The organism is Pseudomonas sp. RIT288 (assembly GCF_000631985.1).
Classification (GTDB): Bacteria; Pseudomonadota; Gammaproteobacteria; order Pseudomonadales; family Pseudomonadaceae; genus Aquipseudomonas.
In genome coordinates, this window is the sequence record NZ_JFYN01000002.1 from 96,165 (window position 1) to 116,123 (window position 19,959).

General features: G+C 59.0%; 15 protein-coding genes. 13 read left to right on the plus strand and 2 right to left on the minus strand.

The features are described 5' to 3' along the window. The first annotated feature begins 114 nt into the window (after positions 1-114). The 3 genes from BW33_RS03970 (at position 115) to pgm (ending at position 4,779) form a co-directional block, all read left to right on the plus strand. The gene (locus BW33_RS03970) at positions 115-1,587 is read left to right on the plus strand and encodes a hypothetical protein (protein ID WP_047597205.1); all 1,473 of its coding nucleotides are present in this window, start codon (positions 115-117) and stop codon (positions 1,585-1,587) included. 48 nt (positions 1,588-1,635) lie between these two features. Next, positions 1,636-3,036 carry an aminotransferase-like domain-containing protein gene (locus tag BW33_RS03975; protein ID WP_047597207.1) on the plus strand — a complete coding sequence of 467 codons (1,401 nt, stop codon included), beginning with the start codon at positions 1,636-1,638 and terminating at the stop codon, positions 3,034-3,036. 96 nt (positions 3,037-3,132) lie between these two features. Further along, positions 3,133-4,779: a phosphoglucomutase (alpha-D-glucose-1,6-bisphosphate-dependent) gene (gene pgm, locus BW33_RS03980; protein ID WP_047597208.1), complete on the plus strand. Its 1,647-nt coding sequence runs from the start codon at positions 3,133-3,135 to the stop codon at positions 4,777-4,779. Positions 4,780-4,958: 179 nt separating this feature from the next. Here the strand turns inward: pgm and BW33_RS03985 are convergent, their stop codons facing one another. After that, on the minus strand, positions 4,959-5,654 hold the full coding sequence (locus BW33_RS03985; protein ID WP_047597210.1) for a pirin family protein: 696 nt from the start codon (positions 5,652-5,654) through the stop codon (positions 4,959-4,961). A gap of 278 nt (positions 5,655-5,932) precedes the next feature. On the opposite strand from BW33_RS03985, the gene BW33_RS03990 reads away from it, so the two are divergent. Further along, positions 5,933-8,407, plus strand: coding sequence for a UvrD-helicase domain-containing protein (locus BW33_RS03990; protein WP_047597211.1), 2,475 nt, complete (start codon positions 5,933-5,935; stop codon positions 8,405-8,407). Positions 8,408-8,464: 57 nt separating this feature from the next. On the opposite strand, the gene BW33_RS03995 is transcribed toward BW33_RS03990, so the two are convergent. After that, positions 8,465-8,737, minus strand: coding sequence for a DUF1652 domain-containing protein (locus tag BW33_RS03995; RefSeq protein WP_047597212.1), 273 nt, complete (start codon positions 8,735-8,737; stop codon positions 8,465-8,467). 263 nt (positions 8,738-9,000) lie between these two features. Between BW33_RS03995 and BW33_RS04000 the strand changes: the two genes are divergently transcribed. The 9 genes from BW33_RS04000 (at position 9,001) to BW33_RS04040 (ending at position 19,928) form a co-directional block, all read left to right on the plus strand. Continuing rightward, the gene (locus BW33_RS04000) at positions 9,001-9,816 is read left to right on the plus strand and encodes a helix-turn-helix domain-containing protein (RefSeq protein WP_047597213.1); all 816 of its coding nucleotides are present in this window, start codon (positions 9,001-9,003) and stop codon (positions 9,814-9,816) included. 52 nt (positions 9,817-9,868) lie between these two features. Then, the gene (locus BW33_RS04005; protein ID WP_047597214.1) at positions 9,869-11,275 is read left to right on the plus strand and encodes an NAD(P)/FAD-dependent oxidoreductase; all 1,407 of its coding nucleotides are present in this window, start codon (positions 9,869-9,871) and stop codon (positions 11,273-11,275) included. Positions 11,276-11,306: 31 nt separating this feature from the next. Then, a complete protein-coding gene (locus BW33_RS04010) occupies positions 11,307-11,651 on the plus strand; it encodes a cupin domain-containing protein (RefSeq protein WP_007963530.1) in 345 nt (114 codons plus the stop codon). A gap of 55 nt (positions 11,652-11,706) precedes the next feature. Continuing rightward, positions 11,707-12,792, plus strand: coding sequence for a polyamine ABC transporter substrate-binding protein (locus BW33_RS04015; RefSeq protein ID WP_047597216.1), 1,086 nt, complete (start codon positions 11,707-11,709; stop codon positions 12,790-12,792). 456 nt (positions 12,793-13,248) lie between these two features. After that, positions 13,249-14,712, plus strand: coding sequence for a serralysin family metalloprotease (locus BW33_RS04020; RefSeq protein ID WP_047597217.1), 1,464 nt, complete (start codon positions 13,249-13,251; stop codon positions 14,710-14,712). A 93-nt stretch (positions 14,713-14,805) separates the two neighbouring features. Further along, positions 14,806-15,234 carry an AprI/Inh family metalloprotease inhibitor gene (locus BW33_RS04025; RefSeq protein ID WP_152546079.1) on the plus strand — a complete coding sequence of 143 codons (429 nt, stop codon included), beginning with the start codon at positions 14,806-14,808 and terminating at the stop codon, positions 15,232-15,234. A gap of 205 nt (positions 15,235-15,439) precedes the next feature. Then, positions 15,440-17,215, plus strand: a complete 1,776-nt coding sequence (locus tag BW33_RS04030; protein WP_047597219.1) for a type I secretion system permease/ATPase — start codon at positions 15,440-15,442, stop codon at positions 17,213-17,215. Further along, complete coding sequence (locus BW33_RS04035; RefSeq protein WP_047597220.1) at positions 17,212-18,561, plus strand: HlyD family type I secretion periplasmic adaptor subunit; 1,350 nt, start codon at positions 17,212-17,214, stop codon at positions 18,559-18,561. Before BW33_RS04030 ends, BW33_RS04035 begins: the two co-directional genes overlap by 4 nt. Before the next feature lie 2 nt (positions 18,562-18,563). Next, positions 18,564-19,928 carry a TolC family outer membrane protein gene (locus tag BW33_RS04040; protein WP_047597221.1) on the plus strand — a complete coding sequence of 455 codons (1,365 nt, stop codon included), beginning with the start codon at positions 18,564-18,566 and terminating at the stop codon, positions 19,926-19,928. Positions 19,929-19,959: the final 31 nt, after the last annotated feature.

The following is a 19,959-nucleotide window of genomic DNA, read 5'->3' on the forward strand; positions in this document are numbered from 1 at the left end:
AACTACAAAACCATAAGTGTTAGTATTTGATCGTCTATTACTTATTGATGAATTTATTGCGCCAGCATCGCTGCTGATGCGCGATATGAATTTTTTACGCCGGGTAAAGTACCGATGAGCACGATCCATGATCAGGCAATGAACTATGTCTACCAGCAAGTATTGCAGCGTCTGTTGAGTTTCTTTTCCAGAGCCGAACGGACAGCGCTGCAATTGCTGATTCAACGGTTGGTGGCCGCAGCCGGAGGAATGGAACGCATGGGTGACTACAAGGTCATGGTGACACCGTCTGGTACCCGTGACAGTTGCTACACCTTGGCCCTGCTGCGCGCCGCGCAGCTGAGTATCGCCGGCCGCGCCCCGGCCACTTTTCAATTGCGTGTGGCTACGTTGCGCAGGAGCGAATCGGGGGCGGCGTCCAGCAATATGCACCGCAGTTTCGCTGCCCTGTTCCTGTATGACGACCCCCGTGTCGAGTTGCTGATGGTGGATCATCGTCACGTGTTGCCATTCGATCACCTGGCGCCACCTGACAAGGACAGTACGCAAGCCAATCGCACCAACCTGCTGATGATGGGGCATCGACGGGCCAAGGACGAGAAGCTCGAGTTGTGGGACGACGCCTGCCTGGCCTGGGCGGAGTTTTGCGGGCAGATCGCTCGTTGGGGCAATGGTGTTGATGCCTGGGTGGCCAGTGAGTCGTTGCGACGCCAGAAACAATTCATCGACAACCTCGATCGTGCGGTGCAAAAGGCAGGCATCGGTGCGCTACCGCCCAATGCCGGGACATTCGATGAGTTGTTCGCCTTGCTCGACGGGTTGGGAGGGGACTTGTACCGTGGTTTTTACGCCGAAGCCGAACGGTTGTGCTGGCGTCCCGAGGGCAGTTTCGAGTCCTGCCGCCGCACCACGTTTGTCGACATTCACGACATGGCGGTGGGCAACCTGGAAGAGCGCTGGCCGCTGCTCAGCGAGTTTCTCGGGTTCCAGGCCGAGGAATGGGTGTTCCACCAGGGCGAGGGCGAATACGCCGACCCGTTGATCGAGGCCCATTTGCGCGGGCTGGAGGCCGAGATCGTCGATGGCCGCAGCTATGAAGCCGGGTTTTCGCAACATGTTCAGCACATGCTGGTGACCATGCAGCAGCAACGGGTTCCGGAACCGGTATGCGAGCAGATGATGGCACGATTGGGGCCGCAGTCAGCGCTTGATGAGCTGCGCGAGTCGGCGGCGAACTGCATTCAAGCGACGTACGGCTTGAATGAGACCCAATGGGTCTGCCTGTTGTTCTCGCCGTTTATTAACCGTGGAGCCCGCCTCGAACGGTTCCTGCGCAGCTGTCATCCCGGCATGTTGGTGGCGATGCCCGATTTGCATCGGGCCATGCAGGGGCTGCACGGCCCGGAGCAAGTGCTGCAATGGATGACGGATGTCAGTGGATTGCCGGTCAGGCTGATCAGTCGTCTCTACGCCATGGAGTCATTGTCGGTGCGCGGGGCTGGTCTGCACGCAACGAATACCGCACTGCAAACTGCAGGACTTGATGGCATCGACGCCAGCATGAGTGACCGGTCAGCGGAACGTTGAGGTGAGTGATCAATTCTTCGGCGCATCTGTGTCAAGGGTATTGGGCTCATGAAAGCTGGGCGGGAGTCGGGTTTCGCTTATCAGGCCGTCTATCGCTACTTGATACGACTGATCGCGGATTCGGCTGAAGCAGGCAACGTCAGGCTGCCGTCACTGCGCCAGTTGGCAGATCGCCTGAACGTATCGATCTCGACCATTCAATACGCGTATTCGCTGCTGGAGAAAGAAGGACTAGTCTATTCCGTCGCCAAGTCCGGGTACTACGCCCGGGCGATTGCGGGGCTGACACCTCAGGCCGTTGGCAACGATCTGCTTGAGGCGCTCTACGTCAATGCGCGACGCCCGGGGATGCGCTTGTTGAGCGCAGAAGATCCGGTTTCAGTGCAATCGCTGGACAGTCCATTGCTGTTGCTGGAACGCGAACTGCTGCGTCAGTACCCCCGCAAGCCGCCGTTGCTCGATCAGCCCTGCGGCGAGCTGGAGTTGCGCGCCGTTCTCGCGGCTCGCTACACCACTTCGCCGAGACAGTGCTGGCACGCCGAGGATGTCTACATCGGCGCGGATTTGCGCGGAGTACTGGAGGTCCTGGTTGCCGTTCTGCAGCTCAGACACGCCACCATTCTGGTCGAATCGCCCTGTGACTGGGTGATATTGCGATTGCTGCAGGCGGCAGAGGTGCGGGTGATCGAACTGCCGTTGCAGGCCTGTGGAGGGCTGGAACCGCAACGCCTGGAAGCACTGCTCAACACTGAAAACGTGCGGCTGATTCTGCTGTCTTCGGGTTTGTCCATGCCGCGCGGTACGCAGGTTCCTGCGGAAAACCGCAACACCATCGCCAGCATGCTTGCCGAACATGGCACCTGGGTGCTGGAAAACGATTGCTACGGCGATCTTGTTGAGGCCTTGGACGGCGAGCGTTTGCGTGATCGGCTGGATCCTGACCGACTGTTGATCTTCTCTACGTTTGAGAAAACCGTCGGCATCGAGGCACCTTACGGGTTCGTACTGTCGCGCCAATGGAAAAGCGAAATGCTGCGGCATTTTCTGATGCGCTCGTTCCGACTGTCACCCATCCGCCAGAAGGCGATTGCCCGGCTGTACGCAAACGGTCGGATTGATCAGCATCTAAGCGTGCTGCGCCGGCTCCTCAAGGAGCGTCGGACCCCGATGATCCACTTGCTGCGCGAACGTTTGGGCGATGCGCTGCAGGTCGTCGAGCCGCAGGGCGGTGCGACGATCTGGGTACGGGCGCTGCGTCCGGTGGACATGCGCGATGTGTTTCAGCGCCTGCTCAGGCAACAGGTGTTGATCGCGCCGGGCGAACTGTTCAGCTTGCAGGGATTGCACCGTCGTCATCTGCGCCTGAACCTGCTGGATCATGGCGAAACCGGGTTGGCCGGAGCGATCACCATGCTGGGTGATGCACTGCGGCTGGCATCGCTTGAATGAACGTTGAAATCTGTCGGATAGATCCCGTCGCGCTGCGGTCAAACTGCCAGTAAACTGCGCTGTATTTCCTGAACCACTCTATTTCAGAGGTTTTGCATGACTATCAGTCCTTTTGCGGGCAAACCGGCACCGGCAGAATTGTTGGTCGATATCCCGCGACTGGTAACGGCTTATTACACCGGCCAACCGGACGCTTCGATTTCCACCCAGCGTGTGGCGTTTGGTACTTCGGGTCACCGCGGCAGCTCTTTCGATCTGAGTTTCAATGAATGGCATGTCCTGGCAATCAGCCAGGCGATCTGCCTGTACCGCGAAGCCCAGGGCATTGATGGCCCGTTGTTCGTCGGTATCGACACCCATGCGCTGTCGACCCCGGCCGGGGCCAGTGCGCTGGAAGTGTTGGCGGCCAACGGCGTGACCGTGATGATCGCCGAAGGTGACGAATACACGCCGACACCTGCGGTTTCGCATGCAATTCTCTGCTACAACCGTGGCCGCACCTCGGGCCTGGCCGATGGCATCGTGATTACGCCGTCGCACAACCCGCCACAAAGCGGGGGTTACAAATACAACCCTACCAACGGCGGCCCGGCCGATACCCACATCACCAAGTGGATCGAAGCCAAAGCCAACGAACTGCTGGCCAACAAGCTGGCAGGCGTCAAACGCCTCAGCTACGAGCAGGCGCTCAAGGCCAGCACCACCCACCGTCATGACTTTCTGAACACTTACGTCGCTGACCTGATCAATGTGATCGACTTCGATGCCATCCGTGACGCCAAGCTGCGTCTGGGTGTAGACCCATTGGGCGGAGCAGGGGTGCGCTACTGGTCGGCGATTGCCGAGCATTACCGTCTTGATCTGGATGTGGTGAACAAGCAGGTTGATTCGACTTTCCGTTTCATGACGGTCGATTGGGACGGTCAGATCCGCATGGACCCGTCGTCCAGCCGTGCCATGCAAGGTTTGATCGGCCTCAAGGAACGTTACGACGTGGCCTTCGCCTGCGACCCGGATCACGATCGTCATGGCATCGTCACCCCGTCGGGTGGGCTGCTGGCACCGAACAACTATCTGGCGGTGTCTATCGACTACCTGTTCCAGAACCGCCCGCAATGGCGCGCCGACGCGGCCGTGGGTAAAACCGTGGTCAGCAGTGGCCTGATCGATCGCGTGGCCAAGCGCCTGGGACGTCGTCTGTACGAAGTGCCGGTTGGTTTCAAATGGTTTGCCGATGGCCTGTTCGATGGCTCGCTGGGTTTTGGTGGCGAGGAGAGTGCTGGCGCTTCGTTCCTGCGCAAGGATGGCGGCGTCTGGAGCACCGACAAGGACGGTCTGATTCCGGCGTTGTTGGCAGCCGAAATGACCGCTCGTACCGGCCGTGACCCGAGCCAGGCCTATCGCGCCCTGACCGATGAACTCGGCGAACCGTTCTCGGTACGCGTCGATGCCAAGGCCAACCCTGAGCAGAAAGCCCTGCTGAGCAAGCTATCGCCGGAGCAAGTAACGTCGACCGAGCTGGCAGGCGAGAAGATTCAGAGCATTCTCAGCCATGCGCCGGGCAATGATCAGGCCATCGGCGGTTTGAAGGTGATGACCGAGAACGGGTGGTTCGCCGCGCGTCCTTCGGGCACCGAAGACATCTACAAGATCTACGCCGAAAGCTTCATTGGCGACGACCACCTCAAGCAACTGGTGGCCGAAGCGCAAACCCTGGTGGATGGTGCTATTTCTACGAAATAGTAGTAAACAGCAAAAAAACTGTGGCGAGGGAGCTTGCTCCCGCTCGGCTGCAAAGCAGTCGCAAAACAGGGCCGCTTCGCGCCCCGGCGGGAGCAAGCTCCCTCGCCACAAGGTTGGCAGCCGTTAAATCCTGTGTAAAAAGGGTGACCCAATTGGTCACCCTTTTTCATGCCCGCAATCTAAGCCAGATCCACCAACACGATTTCGCTGTCTTCCAGCGCCGTTACCGTGAGCACCGACTCATGCTCGACGGCAACACCGTCCCGAGCTTTCGCGCGCAAGCCATTGACTTCAATCAAGCCAGTGGCGGGCACCAGATAGGCTCGACGTCCCGCATCCAGCTGATACTCAGCGGTTTCGCCGGCCTTGAGGTTGGCCGCGACCAAACGCGCATCGGCGCGAATTCGCAGGCTCTGGTCGTCGCCATCCTTGCCGCTGGCCAGGGTCACGAAGCCTTCGCGCTGGCCTTTGGGGAACGGTTTGGCACCCCACGATGGCGGCGCGCCAGTTTCCGTCGGCAGAATCCAGATCTGGAAGATTCGGGTCTCCTTGTCTTCAAGGTTGTACTCGCTGTGTGCGATGCCGGTACCGGCGCTCATGACCTGCACGTCGCCGGCTTCAGTGCGTCCCTTGTTGCCAAGGTTGTCCTGGTGGGTAATCGCACCTTCACGCACGTAGGTGATGATTTCCATGTCGCGGTGCGGGTGCAGCGGGAACCCGGTGCCGGCGGCGATCACGTCGTCATTCCACACCCGCAGATTGCCCCAGTTCATGCGTTGCGGGTCGTAGTATTCCGCGAACGAAAAGTGGTGATGGGCATCCAGCCAGCCGTGATGAGCGCCGCCCAGCGTGTTGAAAGGTCTGAGTTCAAGCATGATCGTCTCCTCAAAAGGTTCGTCATGGGGCGTAACGCCAGAGCCACGAAGCGAGACCGTCGGTTAATGACGGGCATCATCCATCAGTCAAACATCGAGAAAAAGCGTAAAAAGTGCGGCATTCTCATCGAATCCGTTGATGGGAAACCGGCTCGAAACGATCTCACCCAGCTTTCAGTTCATCGCCTAAACCAATGACCTGTAAGCATTTCGCTAGAACTCATGGGCAAATACGGCGACCATAGCCGCAACAGCCTCACACACTGGAGCCCGTCAGCGTGGCGCAACACACTTCCGATCTTCCTCCCGAACTTCGTCCATTGGCCGAGATGCCATGGTTCAAGCGACTGGCCGCGCGTTTCTTCGGCCACGGCCTGACGCGTTTGCGCGCCCAGCACCGTGCCTCGTGGCTACACGGCCAGGCTGACGGCTTTCGTAGCGGCCACACTGCGGGTGTGGAATACGGCTTCAGAGAGGGAAAACTTGAAGGGCTGGAGGAAGGCCGACAGGTTTTACTGATTCGCGACAGCCGCAGCACCGAGCATCGCCCGCCGAGCGTCGATAACCATTTGTTCGACGACTGGCGTCTACCACTCAGCGCCGAGCTGAAGAAACGCATGAAAGCCGATGTAGCGCGCCTGTTGCCTGATCACGCCCAGCCAAGCCTCGCACAATGGAAGATGATCTTCAGCGATACCCCCTCGACCTCGGTGATCGCCGGGGCCGGGGCAGGCAAGTCGACTACGCTGGTGCTGCGGATCCTGTTGCTTACGCATTATCTGGGCTTTGAGCTGGATTCGATGACCGTGGTGACCTTCACCCGTGAGTCGCGCAAGGATTTCATCAATAAGCTGATCGAGATATTCGCGCTCTGGGGCCAGTCGTTAAGCCTGAAACAGGCACGGGAGCTGGTGCGCACCTTTCACTCACGCATTCTGCCAATGGTTCGCAGCTTGCCGGGGTTCGAGCGCTTACAGGCTTTTGAAAATCTCAGCAATCGCGCGCAAGGCGCTGACGAGGAGGTCGACAGCAACCCGTTCGATCTGCGGATCAATGATGCCCAGCGCCAGCAGCTCAATGCCTGCTACCACCGGTTATTCAATCAAGACGAACGTTTCCGCCAGTTGATTCAACCGCTGGCCAAAGCTGCGCTGCAGCTCAAGGAGCTTGAGCGCGATCACCCGGACGTGCAGAAGCGCATGGCGGTGACCGAGCTGGCGGCCAAGCGCGACGAAGAATTGTGTGATGCCATCGAGGACCTGTGGTTTCGCGCCGGTGCCTGGCCGATCAAGGGCATCGAGCCCAGTCGGCAGACGTTCGAGATCAATGGATCGACTTTCCATTGTCATGGCTACATCCCCAGCCTCGATGCCTGGGTGGTACTCGGCTTCGATCCCCGGGAAAACCCGCAGTTCTGCCGCCCCAACGCTAAACTCAGCGTGCGTGCTGAATGGGCTGTGAAGCGCACCCTGTTTCAAGCTTTCTGTCGTAAACCATTGATTTGGCTGGAAAGCTACGAGGCATCAAAGCGGGTTTTGTCGACATTGGCCGGCGACGCGAGCGCCGGTCCAGGCTTCGATTACAAGGTCAAAGGTGAGCTGGTTTCGGCGCCGCTGCTGGACTGTTTTGTCGCGGCGGCCGGCTTCATCGAAAACCTTGGGCTGGATGTGCCGGATGCCGTCGGCCGCATGAGCTTTGCCAAGGACGATCCGGACCGATTCTTCTTCGAGGCGCTGAGCCTGTTCTGGCGCGCCCTGGAAGATCATCTGCTCGATCAGAAGCCTCCGGTGATGACCTACAACCGAATGTTTGTGCTGTTCAGCGAGCATTCGCCAGAGAACCTGAAGCTGCTCAGTGATGAGCTGCTGCGACCGATGTCGCACCTGATGATCGACGAGTTTCAGGACGTATCGCCGCAAATCGTTTCATGGATCCGCGCCAGCCTGGCGGAAATCCGCAGTCGCGGCCCGGCCATGCACGTCGGGCGAGGTGCGCAGCGTTCGTCGTTGCTCTGTGTGGGTGACGACTGGCAGTCGATCTACGGCTGGCGCGGCAGTTCGCCGAGTTACTTCATGGAGTTCAACAAGGAATTCCCGTCACCAGGCAGCACGCGGGTGATGCTCAGTGACAATTATCGTAGCCATCAGCACATCATCGATGCTGCCGAACATATCGTCCGCGCTGCACCGGCAATCCCCGGCAAGAAGGCCAAGGCTAGCGGGGCGTCCAAGGTATTGCAGCCGGTGAACGTGCTGGAGCGTGATGATCAGGCTTTGGGCCAGCGCCTGGCCGAACATTACAATCGCGGCGATTCAATCTTGATGCTCTATCGAAAAAGTAGTGATAAGTCATTGATAGAGCAGCATATTCAGTCTGTAGTTAATGTTGATTCTAGCTTGCCGTACGAGGCTCGACGCCTGAAGCAACTGACTTACCACAGTGCCAAAGGTCTGCAAGCCGATGCGGTGTTCCTGCTGGGTGACTGCCAGCACCTGACCAGTTCTCCATACAAGAACCAGGTGTATCGCATGGCTGGTCTGGGCAAGGCTGGCGACAGCGAGCCTTATGACTCGGCGCAGAAGGACGAGATTCTGCGGCTGGCCTACGTTGGTATCACCCGGGCGGTCAGCCATTGCTACTGGTACGTCGAGCCGCAGGACAGCCAGGCAGTCAACATGCCCAGAGCGTCAGACCGCGTAGCCCAAGGCAAGGCGTTCTTCCTCGATCAGCGGAAACAGCCGCAAAACGCGTAGCACGACGCACAAAAAAGCCCGCCTGAATTGGCGGGCTTTTTTATATAAAGCAAAAGCTTATGCGTAATTCTTGAGAGATTCCGGAGGAATGAAAGCCTCCAGTTCGTCTTCCACAGCTTCGATAATGCGCTCGACGTCTGCTGCGTTCATCACCGTGGCACACGGAATGCCGGCGATGGCGATCATGGTTTCGCCGCTGGCACGATCAAACAGACGGGCAATCATGCTGCCCGGTGCATCCATCGTCGCTTCGAAACCCATGGGATGAAAGTGCCAGCGCATCAGCTGGCACGCGTTGGGAAACGTGACTTTACTGGAGCCTTTGTTCATGTGTTGCCCGCCTTCTTCATCGAGCGCTTCCTTTTGCTCACGTTAGGTGGGAAGAGCCTTCAATGGCTCAACCGGTCAGTGAGGTTAAAAGTAGCATCCGCATGTGAATTTTCCGTGAGATTTTTCAGTTCATTTTGCGATTGCTGCGCATTTTTTGATGTAAGTCACGCCTCGGTCAGTCATCGTCAAAAGGCCACTACGGTTTGCTCGTTGATCGTTTCGTCGAACTTGGGCAAGCTCGGTGCTTTTGCGCCGAGACCTTTATGCACGCCGACGATGATGGGCCAGAACAGACCCCGGCCACGGCTGCCACGGTCATGCGCTATCACCTGAGCTGGAAACACCGCGACCTGGACAGCGTCATGGCGCTGTATCACCCGGACGTCCAGTACAACGATTTCTTCCAGAACCGGGTCCTTGGCCTCGACGAATTGCGCGAGTACGTGCGCGTGAGCATGCCGCGAGAATCCGACGAAGCGCTCGAGCATTGCGACCGCATCCGCGTGGATGGCAACACCGCGTTCATTCAGTACGAAGTGACCCTGCGTGGCGGTGACGGGTTGGTGTCGTTCCGTTCCAGCGAAGCGATCACGGTCAAGGACGGGTTGATCTGGCGGGTCAACGAATACGCTTCGCTGGTTCGCGCACAAACCAATGGCGCCGCCGCACCCAGTGAGCGCCCGGCGGTGAGTCGCCTGGGGTTGTCACCGCGCCAGATCAGTTTCATGGCCGAGGATCTGCAGCAGTACTTCGAACGCCAGCAACCGTATCTCGATCCGGAACTGGACCTGCAACGGGTGGCGAAGGAGTGCGGCTACAGCCGCAATCAGATTTCCTACCTGCTCAATCAGGTGTTGGGCCAAAGTTTCTATCGCTACGTCAATCAGGCACGCTTGCAGCACTTGCTCAAGTTGCTGGATCAGGCCACGCCACCGCTGCGTATCGACGAACTGGCGTTTGCCGCCGGTTTCAATTCGCTGTCAGCGTTCTACAGTTGTTTTCGCCAACACACCGGTCAGTCGCCGAAGGCCTACGCCAAACAAATTTCTTTGCGGGCACGCGCGCAAGACAGCCATTGAAGTCACGCACTAGGATCGACGTCATCGAAGGTTTTCAGTGGCGGAGTCTTGCATGCCGGCGTGGCGCACTATCAGTTTGTGGATGGATCAACTCGACGAGCCGCTCACCGCGCGACCGGCGCTGGAGCAGGATCTGGATGTTGACGTGGCCATCATCGGCGCCGGTTACACCGGGCTGTGGACCGCGTACTACCTGAAAAAGCGCGCGCCGGCTCTGGATATCGCCATCGTCGAGGCGCAAACCGCCGGTTTCGGTGCGTCCGGGCGCAATGGCGGCTGGCTGATGGGCAATCTGCTGGGCGAGGATCGACTGCTCGCCGGACTCTCGCCACAACAACGTCGCGCATCGTTTGATCTGCTGCACAGCATTCCGGATGAAGTGGAAGTTGTCCTCGAAAGCGAGGGCATCCACTGCGATTACCGCAAAGGCGGGGTCCTGTACTGCGCTGCCCGCTACCCGGAGCAGGAAGTCAGCCTGCGCGAATACCTCGACAAACTGCACGCCCAAGGCCTGACCGACAACGATTACCGCTGGCTGAACCCCGAGCAACTGGCACAACAGATTCGCGTAGCGAAACCCTACGGCGGCATTTATGCGCCGCACGTGGCGACCATTCACCCGGCGAAACTGGTGCGCGGTCTGGCGCGTACCGTGCAGAACATGGGTGTGAAGATCTACGAAAACAGCCCCGTAACGCATTGGCAGTCCGGCAGTTTGCGCACAGCCAAGGCCAGTGTGCGCAGTCGCTGGATTGTGCCGGCGGTCGAAGGTTATGCGGTGACGCTGCCGCCGCTGGGTCGCTATCAGTTGCCGGTGCAAAGCCTGATTGTCGCCACCGAACCGTTGTCGGCAGCGACTTGGGATGAAATCGGCCTCAACCGTGGCCAGGCGTTCAGCGAGTTCAGCCGTCAGGTCACCTATGGCCAGCGCAGTGCCGACAATCGCCTGATCTTCGGCGCCCGCGGCGGTTATCAGTTCGCCGGCAAGTTGCGCCATGACTTCGATCTGACCCGTGATGAAGTCGAGCTGCGGCGTTATCTGTTCGGCGAGCTGTTCCCGCAGCTGAAAAACGTGCAGATCACCCACGCCTGGGGCGGCAACCTCGGTATGTCGCGGCACTTCAAACCGCACATGCTCTGCGATCGCGCCAATGGCATCGCGCTGTCCGGCGGTTATGGCGGGGAGGGTGTGGGTGCCAGCAACCTCGGCGGCCGCACCCTGGCCGATCTGATTCTTGAGCGTGATACCGAACTGGTGCATCAGCCGTGGGTGCTGCCGGACGGCGGGATCCATGCGCTGCGCGCCTGGGAGCCGGAGCCGTGCCGCTGGCTCGGTTACAACGCGATCATCAAAAGTTTTGTCCACGAAGACCAGACCCTGGCCAATCCGGCCAGCGCACCGTGGCGGCGCAAGCTGGCCAGTCAGGTCGCGGGCTTCATGGAAGGTTTCATGCACTAACCGCCGTTTTCTTCACAAGACAGGTCCGACCATGAGCATTACGCAGTTCAAGAACACCGCCAGTCTGCAACTGGACGAATCCAACCCGGTCGCCGTGCCAATCGGCGAGCCGGTCGCGATTGCCTCGACCACCAGCGTCGAGCGCGACGACGGCGTCGAAACGGGTGTCTGGGAATGCACCCCGGGGCGTTGGCGCCGGCAGATCACCGCGCAGGAGTTCTGCCATTTCATTTCCGGGCGTTGCACGTTCACCCCGGACGACGGCAGCGAAACCCTGCACATACAAGGTGGCGACGCACTGATGTTGCCGGCCAACACGCTCGGCATCTGGGATATCCAGGAGACCGTGCGCAAGACCTACGTCCTTATTTTCTGATTGTTTGATCTTTTGATTGCCTGCCAACAAAAATAGCCACTACAGGAATCACCTCATGATCCAGAAAACCCTCGCTCTGGCGCCGCTGCTGCTGGCCGCCTCCATTAGCCATGCCGCCGAAACGGTGAAGATTTACAACTGGTCCGACTACATCGCGCCGGACACCACGAAAAACTTCCAGAAAGACACCGGCATCGGCGTTACCTATGACGTCTACGACAGCAACGAAACCCTGGACGGCAAGTTGATGACTGGCAAATCCGGTTATGACGTGGTGTTCCCGTCCAACCACTTCATGGCGCGGCAGATCCAGGGTGGGGCGCTGAAGAAACTCGACAAGAGCCAGTTACCGAACTGGAAGAACCTCAACCCGGTATTGCTCAAGGCCTTGCAGGTCAACGACCCGAACAACGAGCACGGCTTTCCGTATCTGTGGGGCAGCACCGGCATCGGCTACAACGTCGCCAAGGTCAAAGCGGTGCTGGGTGACAACGCGCCAGTGGATTCCTGGGATCTGATCTTCAAGCCCGAGTACATGGAAAAACTGCAGAAGTGCGGCGTGGCAATCCTCGATAACGGCCCGGAACTGCTGCCTGCAGCGCTCAATTACCTGGGCTTGCCGCCCCATAGCAAGAACCCCGAGGACTACAAGAAAGCCGAAGCATTGCTGATGAAAGTGCGGCCGTATGTCAGCTACTTCCATTCCTCGAAGTACACCAGCGACCTGGCCAATGGCGATATCTGCGTGGCGGTCGGTTTCTCCGGTGACATTCTGCAAGCGGAAAACCGCGCCAAAGAAGCGAAGAACGGTATCGACATCGGCTACGCGATTCCCAAGGAAGGCGCCGCCATCTGGTTCGACATGGTTGCCATGCCCGCCGATGCACCGGACGAGAAGGCCGGTTACGCGTTCATGAACTACCTGCTGCGCCCGGACGTGATGGCCGGCATCAGCAATTACGTGCACTACGCCAATGGCAACCAACAGGCCGATGGCCTGATCGAACCGGCAATCAAGGGTGATACCAAGGTCTACCCGAGCCCGGAGATGATGGGCAAGCTGTTTGCGCTGGAGGCAATGCCGCTGAACATTGACCGGATTCGCACGCGGGTGTGGAACAAGATTCGCACCGGTAGCTGAGCCAACCCCAAACCCTGTAGGAGCTGCCGCAGGCTGCGATCTTTTGATCTTGAAATCAAAAGATCGCAGCCTCGTTCCACTCGTCAGCTCCTACAGCGACAGGGGTATCAGGCGTTATTAAATAGTTGATATCAATACACTGGCATCGCACTAGTGGAGTGCAGGAAAGTGAGACGTGGCCATCAAAAAACAACTTACCAATATTTAATATTTAAATAGAAAATCGTCAGACAATTGGGCGATGCGTAACCCGTTAAAACAATCTTTCGACTCCGCGAGCTTTGTTTACGGCAGTTTTGCGGAACAGTGCAATTTGATCTAAAAAAAACGCTAGACGACAGATTTCAAATTGTGTCAGGTTTCTGATGCCTTCATTGGGCGAGTGATAGGACGATCTCGCCAGGGATTGTCGCTATCTGACAAAAACTGTTCCATTGCTAACAAGGAAGTGTGTTTATGTCGAAAGTAAAAGCTAACGCTATTGATACCAGCGCAGACACATTCGTGCCTGTCGGCGCAGTGCAATCTCTGGCTGCAACCAGCTCCGCCTGGAACCAGATCAATAGCTTCAGCCATCAATACGACCGTGGCGGCAACCTCACGGTCAATGGCAAACCCTCCTTCTCGGTGGATCAAGCCGCCACTCAACTGTTGCGCGACGGTGCCTCCTGGCACGACCTCGACAACAGCGGCAAGATCGAACTGACCTACACCTTTCTGACCGCTAAAACCGCTAACTTCAGCGGCCTGGGCGTCACTGGTTTCAGTCAGTTCAGTGCCCTGCAAAAAGCCCAGGCCGTGCTCGCCATGCAATCCTGGGCGGATGTCGCCAACGTTACATTCACTGAAGCTTCCCGTGGTGGCGACGGTCATATGACCTTCGGTAACTACAGCGGTGGCCAGGAAGGCGCGGCGGCATTTGCGTTCCTGCCAGGCACCGAGCCAGGCTATGACGGTCAGTCCTGGTACCTGACCGGCAGTGGCTATGACGTCAACAAAACCCCGGGCCTGAACAATTACGGGCGTCAGACCCTGACCCACGAAATCGGTCACACCCTGGGCCTGTCTCACCCCGGCGACTACAACGCCGGCGAAGGCAACCCGACTTACAAGGATGCTTCCTACGGGCAAGACACCCGCGGTTACAGCCTTATGAGTTACTGGAGTGAAAGCAACACCGCACAGAACTTCAGCAAGGGCGGTGTGGAAGCTTATGCCTCCGGCCCGCTGATGGATGACATCGCCGCCATCCAGAAGCTGTACGGCGCCAACCTGAACACCCGTACCGGTGACACCACCTACGGCTTCAACTCCAACGCCGGTCGCGATTTCCTCAGCGCCTCGTCGTCGAGCGACAAGCTGGTGTTCTCGGTGTGGGATGCGGGCGGCAAGGACACCTTCGACTTCTCGGGTTTCACCCAGAACCAGAAGATCAACCTCAATGAAGCCTCGTTCTCCGACGTAGGTGGCATGATCGGTAACGTGTCCATCGCCAAGGGCGTGACCATCGAGAACGCCATCGGCGGTTCGGGCAACGACCTGCTGATCGGTAACAGTGGGTCCAACGAGCTGAAGGGCGGTGCCGGCAACGACATCATCTACGGCGCCGGTGGTGCGGACAAACTGTGGGGCGGTTCGGGTTCGGACACTTTCGTGTTCGCGTCCAGCTCCGACTCCAAGCCGGGTGCAATCGATCAGATCCTCGATTTCGTCAGCGGTCTGGACAAAATCGACCTGAGCGCCATCACCAATGGTGCCGGCCTGCACTTTGTCAGCAGCTTCACCGGTTCGGCCGGCGACGCGATCCTGACTTCGTCGGGCGGCAACAGCCTGTTGTCGGTGGACTTCTCCGGGCACGGCGTGGCGGACTTCCAGGTCAGCACCGTCGGCCAGGCGGCGACCAGCGACATCGTAGCGTGATGTGAAACGAGAAAGCGGCGCTTGATGCGCCGCTTTCTTTACTTGCATCGTGTTGATTGCTAGGCAAGGCTACGTGCCGGAGCGAATTTTCTGATGATCTGTAAAGTTTTTACCTACAAGGCAATGGCGTGGCTTTCGGCGGCGTTCATCATGATTTCTGGAGAAACAACCATGGCAAGCAGCCTCAGACTTGAAGATCCATCGGTGTTTGTCGGGCAATGGCAGGCCACTCTGGCTGCGGCCAAAGACACCGCAGAGGCGCAGGCATTGCAGGACAAACCGTCGAACACCTGCCTGATCGATCTTGAAGCTAACCAGACGCTGGGCAAGGGCGCCGAATGCCTGGGGGCATGGCTTGAACAAGCGCCGATCGGCTGGTTTCCGGATCCTGACGGCCTGTCGATTACCGGCAAGGAAGGTTCAAGAATCCAGTTCTTCAGCCGACAAAGTGATGAGCTTTATCTGAGCACTTTGAAGTCGGGGTTGGTGATTACGCTAACGCGCCATACGCCGCAGTCATGAACAGCGGGATCGACTGAGCAGTTGAATATAAGGTTCGATGTTGCAGTTATAAGCAAAATATCAATACAGCGAGTGACCGTATGAATAACGGAAGTTGTTATTGAAGTGTAAATGCAAGTTGCAAGAACCCGTCCGGTGTGCGCACGGATAATTATTGGAAGCGACTCGCCAAAGAATGGCGGGGAAATTATTGCAGGAATAATCAATGAAGATGGCGAAGGCCCCAGCCACCGCTCCCTTATTCAAGGCTTTGGGTGACTATAAAAGCATTCTGATCAGCGTCGGATGCTTTACCGCACTGATTAACGTGCTGATGCTGGTGCCCTCCATTTATATGCTGCAGGTCTATGACCGCGTGCTGTCTTCGCAGAACGAAACCACCCTGGCGATGCTGTCCTTGATGGTCGTCGGGTTCTTCGCATTCATCGGGATGCTGGAAGTGGTGCGCAGTTTCATCGTGATCCGCATCGGCAGCCAACTGGAGCGCCGCTTCAACCTGCGGGTGTATCAGGCGGCATTCGAGCGCAACCTGTTCAAGGGCGAGGGCAACGCCGGGCAATCGCTGGGCGACCTGACCCACATTCGGCAATTTGTCACCGGGCCGGCCCTGTTCGCGTTTTTCGACGCGCCATGGTTCCCGGTCTATCTGTTTGTCATCTACCTGTTCAACGTGTGGCTGGGCGTGCTCGCCACGGCCGGTGCGCTGCTGCTGATCGCTTTGGCATGCCTCAACGAATACATGACCAAGAAACCGCTGGGCGAAGCGGCCGGTTACTCGCAGAAGTCCAGCCAACTGGCGACCAGCCACCTGCACAATGCGGAAACCATTCAGGCCATGGGCATGCTCGGCGCGTTGCGCAAGCGCTGGTTCGGTGTGCACTCGCGGTTCCTCGGCCTGCAGAATCAGGCCAGCGACACCGGTGCGGTGATCAGTTCGATCAGTAAGACCCTGCGCCTGTGCCTGCAATCGCTGGTGCTGGGCCTCGGTGCGTTGCTGGTGATCAAGGGTGACATGACTGCCGGGATGATGATCGCCGGTTCGATCCTGATGGGCCGCGTGCTGAGCCCGATCGACCAGTTGATCGCCGTGTGGAAACAGTGGAGCGGGGCGAAGCTGGCCTATCGTCGTCTGGACTCTTTGCTGCAGGCGTTCCCGCCGAGTGACGACGCCATGGCGCTGCCAGCGCCAAAAGGCCAGATTGCCTTTGAGCAAGTCAGCGCCGGCCCTCCGGGGCAACGCGCGGCGACCCTGCACATGGTCAACTTCGCGATTGGCGCGGGCGAAGTGCTGGGCGTGCTCGGTGCTTCCGGGTCCGGCAAGTCGACTCTGGCCCGAGTGTTGGTCGGCGTGTGGCCGACCCTCGGCGGCACCGTGCGCCTGGACGGTGCGGACATCCATCGCTGGAACCGCGACGAGCTCGGCCCGTACATCGGTTACCTGCCTCAGGACATCGAGCTGTTCAGCGGCAGCATCGCCGAGAACATCGCCCGTTTCAGCGAGGCCAATCCGCAAAAGGTCGTGGCGGCTGCGCAACAGGCTGGCGTGCACGAGATGATTCTGCGTATGCCACAAGGCTACGACACGCAACTGGGCGAGGACGGCAGTGGCCTGTCCGGCGGCCAGAAGCAGCGGGTGGCACTGGCTCGCGCCATGTATGGCGATCCGAGCCTGGTGGTGCTCGATGAGCCGAACTCCAACCTCGATACCGTCGGTGAAGCCGCGCTGGCCAGTGCCATCGCCCAGCTCAAGGCCAAGGGCACCACCGTGGTGCTGGTCACGCACCGCTCTTCGGTACTGGCCCAGGCCGACAAGTTGCTGGTGCTCAACGACGGTCGTTTGCAGGCATTCGGCAACAGTCAGGATGTACTCAAGGCGCTGTCCGGCGCCCAGGAACAACAACGGGAAAAATCTGCGCAGGCACCGGGCGGGCTCAGCATGAGCCGGCAGTACCAGCCCACGACAAGGAATTCGGGTGTATGAGCAGCGCCAGCATGAACACTGAAAACGAAGCCTCCATGGAACACGCGTACATCACCGAGCGTCCCGAGCGCGATGCGAAATTCTTCGCGCGCATGGGCTGGATTCTGGCCATCGTTGGCGCCGGCAGTTTCTTCACCTGGGCCGCACTGGCGCCGCTGGATCAAGGCATCCCGGTGCAGGGCACGGTGGTGGTCTCGGGCAAGCGCAAAGCTGTGCAGTCGATGAGCAGCGGCGTGGTCAGCCGGATCCTGGTGCGCGAAGGCGAGATCGTCAAACAGGGCCAGCCGCTGTTCCGCCTCGATCAGACCCAGGTCGCCGCTGACGTGCAGTCGTTGCAGGCGCAATACCGCATGGCCTGGGCCAGCCTCGCACGCTGGCAGGCGGAGCGCGACAACCTCAAAGAGATCACCTTTCCTGCTGAACTGAGCAACGACCCGGATCCGCGTCTGGCGCTGGTCCTTGAAGGCCAGCGTCAACTGTTCAGCAGCCGTCGCGAAGCGTTCTACCGCGAGCAGGCCGGTCTTCGCGCCAGCATCGAAGGCGCCACCGCGCAACTGGCGGGCATGCGTCGCGCCCGTACCGACCTCAATGCCCAGGCCGATTCACTGCAACAGCAGCTGAGCAACCTGCAACCGCTGGCGGACAATGGCTACATCCCGCGCAACCGCTTGATGGAGTACCAGCGGCAGCTGTCGCAAGTGCAGCAGCAACTGGCCGAGAACACCGGTGAAAGCGGCCGGGTGGAGCAGGGCATCCTCGAATCGCGCCTGAAACTGCAACAGCATGGCGAGGAATACCAGAAGGAAGTGCGCACGCAACTGGCCGACGCGCAGCTCAAAAGCGTGACCCTGTCCGAGCAACTGACTTCGGCCGGTTTCGACCTGCAACACAGCGAGATCCTCGCCACCGCCGATGGCGTGGCGGTCAACCTTGGCGTGCACACCGAAGGCGCCGTGGTGCGTCAGGGCGAAACCCTGCTGGAGATCGTCCCGCAAGGCACCACCTTGGAAGTCGAAGGGCACTTGCCGATCAACCTGATCGACAAGGTCGGCACGCATCTGCCGGTCGATATCCTGTTCACCGCGTTCAACCAGAGCAAGACCCCGCGTGTACCGGGTGAGGTCAGCCTGATTTCCGCCGACCAGATGGTCGACGAGAAAACCGGCGTGCCGTACTACGTGTTGCGCAGCAGCGTCAGTGATCAGGCGATGGAAAAACTCCATGGCCTGGTGATCAAGCCCGGTATGCCGGCGGAAATGTTCGTGCGCACCGGCGAACGTTCACTGCTCAATTACCTGTTCAAACCATTGCTCGATCGCGCTGGCTCTGCGTTGACTGAAGAATAAGGATGTTCGGCTGTATGAATAAGCTTTCGATGTTGGGAGCAGCGTTCGCGCTGCTCGCAGGAAACAGCGCGCTGGCGGCCATGGGGCCATTCGAGGTCTACGAACAGGCATTGCGCAACGATCCGGTGTTCCTCGGCGCGATCAAGGAGCGCGACGCGGGCCTGGAAAACCGCATCATCGGCCGTGCCGGGCTGTTGCCGAGACTGGGTTACAACTACAACCGCGGTCACAACACCTCGAAAGCCACGCAACTGACCGCTCGTGGCAACCTGACCGAAGACCGCAACTACAACAGCTATGGCTCGACCCTGACTTTGCAGCAACCGTTGCTCGACTACGAAGCTTACGCGGCGTATCGCAAAGGCGTGGCGCAGTCGCTGTTCGCCGACGAGGCGTTTCGCGGCAAGAGTCAGGAATTGCTGGTACGGGTGCTGGACAACTACACCAAAGCCTTGTTCGCCCAGGATCAGATCGACATCGCCCAGGCCAAGAAGAAGGCCTATGAACAGCAGTTCCAGCAGAACGAACACATGTTCAAGCAGGGCGAGGGCACCCGCACCGACATTCTGGAAGCCGAGTCGCGCTATGAGCTGGCGACCGCCGAAGAGATCGAGGCGCGCAACGAGCAGGACGCGGCGCTGCGCGAGTTGGGCGCGCTGGTCGGCGTGCAGACGGTGGATATCAGCGAGCTGGCGCCACTGGATCAGAATTTCCAGACCTTCGCGCTGATGCCGGCCAACTACGACACCTGGCATGAGCTGGCGATCAGCAACAACCCTAATCTGGCGTCGCAACGCCAGGCGGTGGAAGTGGCAAAGTACGAAGTCGAGCGCAACCGCGCCGGGCACCTGCCTAAAGTCAGTGCCTATGCCTCGATCCGCAAGACTGAATCGGACAGCGGCAACACCTATAACCAGCGCTATGACACCAACACCATCGGTTTTGAAGTCAACGTTCCACTGTATGCCGGTGGCGGGGTTTCGGCCTCGACCCGTCAGGCCAGCCGCACCATGGAGCAGGCGGAATACGAACTCGATGGCAAGACCCGCGAGACGCTGATCGAACTGCGCCGCCAGTTCAGCGCCTGCCTGTCGGGCGTCAACAAACTGCGCGCCTATCAGAAGGCGCTGGCTTCGGCTGAAGCGCTGGTGGTGTCGACCAAGCAAAGCATTCTCGGTGGTGAGCGGACTAACCTCGATGCGCTGAACGCCGAACAGCAACTGTTTACCACCCGCCGCGATCTGGCCCAGGCGCGCTACGACTACTTGATGGCCTGGACCAAGCTGCATTACTACGCGGGGACATTGAACGAACAGGATCTGGCGCGGGTGGATGAGGCGTTCGGACAAGGCCCGAAAACTCAATAGCACTGAAAATCCTGTAGGAGCTTAAAGCAGA

What these genes read in the sequence shown, in the direction of transcription:
- BW33_RS03995 (WP_047597212.1), bottom strand. Translation starts at nt 8,737, where the DNA reads ATGAACAAAGGCTCCAGTAAAGTCACGTTTCCCAACGCGTGCCAGCTG.
- BW33_RS04040 (WP_047597221.1), top strand. Translation starts at nt 18,564, where the DNA reads ATGTTCGGCTGTATGAATAAGCTTTCGATGTTGGGAGCAGCGTTCGCG.
- BW33_RS03985 (WP_047597210.1), bottom strand. Translation starts at nt 5,654, where the DNA reads ATGCTTGAACTCAGACCTTTCAACACGCTGGGCGGCGCTCATCACGGC.
- BW33_RS04015 (WP_047597216.1), top strand. Translation starts at nt 11,707, where the DNA reads ATGATCCAGAAAACCCTCGCTCTGGCGCCGCTGCTGCTGGCCGCCTCC.
- BW33_RS04010 (WP_007963530.1), top strand. Translation starts at nt 11,307, where the DNA reads ATGAGCATTACGCAGTTCAAGAACACCGCCAGTCTGCAACTGGACGAA.
- BW33_RS04000 (WP_047597213.1), top strand. Translation starts at nt 9,001, where the DNA reads ATGCACGCCGACGATGATGGGCCAGAACAGACCCCGGCCACGGCTGCC.
- BW33_RS04025 (WP_152546079.1), top strand. Translation starts at nt 14,806, where the DNA reads ATGATCTGTAAAGTTTTTACCTACAAGGCAATGGCGTGGCTTTCGGCG.
- BW33_RS04030 (WP_047597219.1), top strand. Translation starts at nt 15,440, where the DNA reads ATGAAGATGGCGAAGGCCCCAGCCACCGCTCCCTTATTCAAGGCTTTG.
- pgm (WP_047597208.1), top strand. Translation starts at nt 3,133, where the DNA reads ATGACTATCAGTCCTTTTGCGGGCAAACCGGCACCGGCAGAATTGTTG.
- BW33_RS04035 (WP_047597220.1), top strand. Translation starts at nt 17,212, where the DNA reads ATGAGCAGCGCCAGCATGAACACTGAAAACGAAGCCTCCATGGAACAC.
- BW33_RS04020 (WP_047597217.1), top strand. Translation starts at nt 13,249, where the DNA reads ATGTCGAAAGTAAAAGCTAACGCTATTGATACCAGCGCAGACACATTC.
- BW33_RS04005 (WP_047597214.1), top strand. Translation starts at nt 9,869, where the DNA reads ATGCCGGCGTGGCGCACTATCAGTTTGTGGATGGATCAACTCGACGAG.
- BW33_RS03970 (WP_047597205.1), top strand. Translation starts at nt 115, where the DNA reads ATGAGCACGATCCATGATCAGGCAATGAACTATGTCTACCAGCAAGTA.
- BW33_RS03975 (WP_047597207.1), top strand. Translation starts at nt 1,636, where the DNA reads ATGAAAGCTGGGCGGGAGTCGGGTTTCGCTTATCAGGCCGTCTATCGC.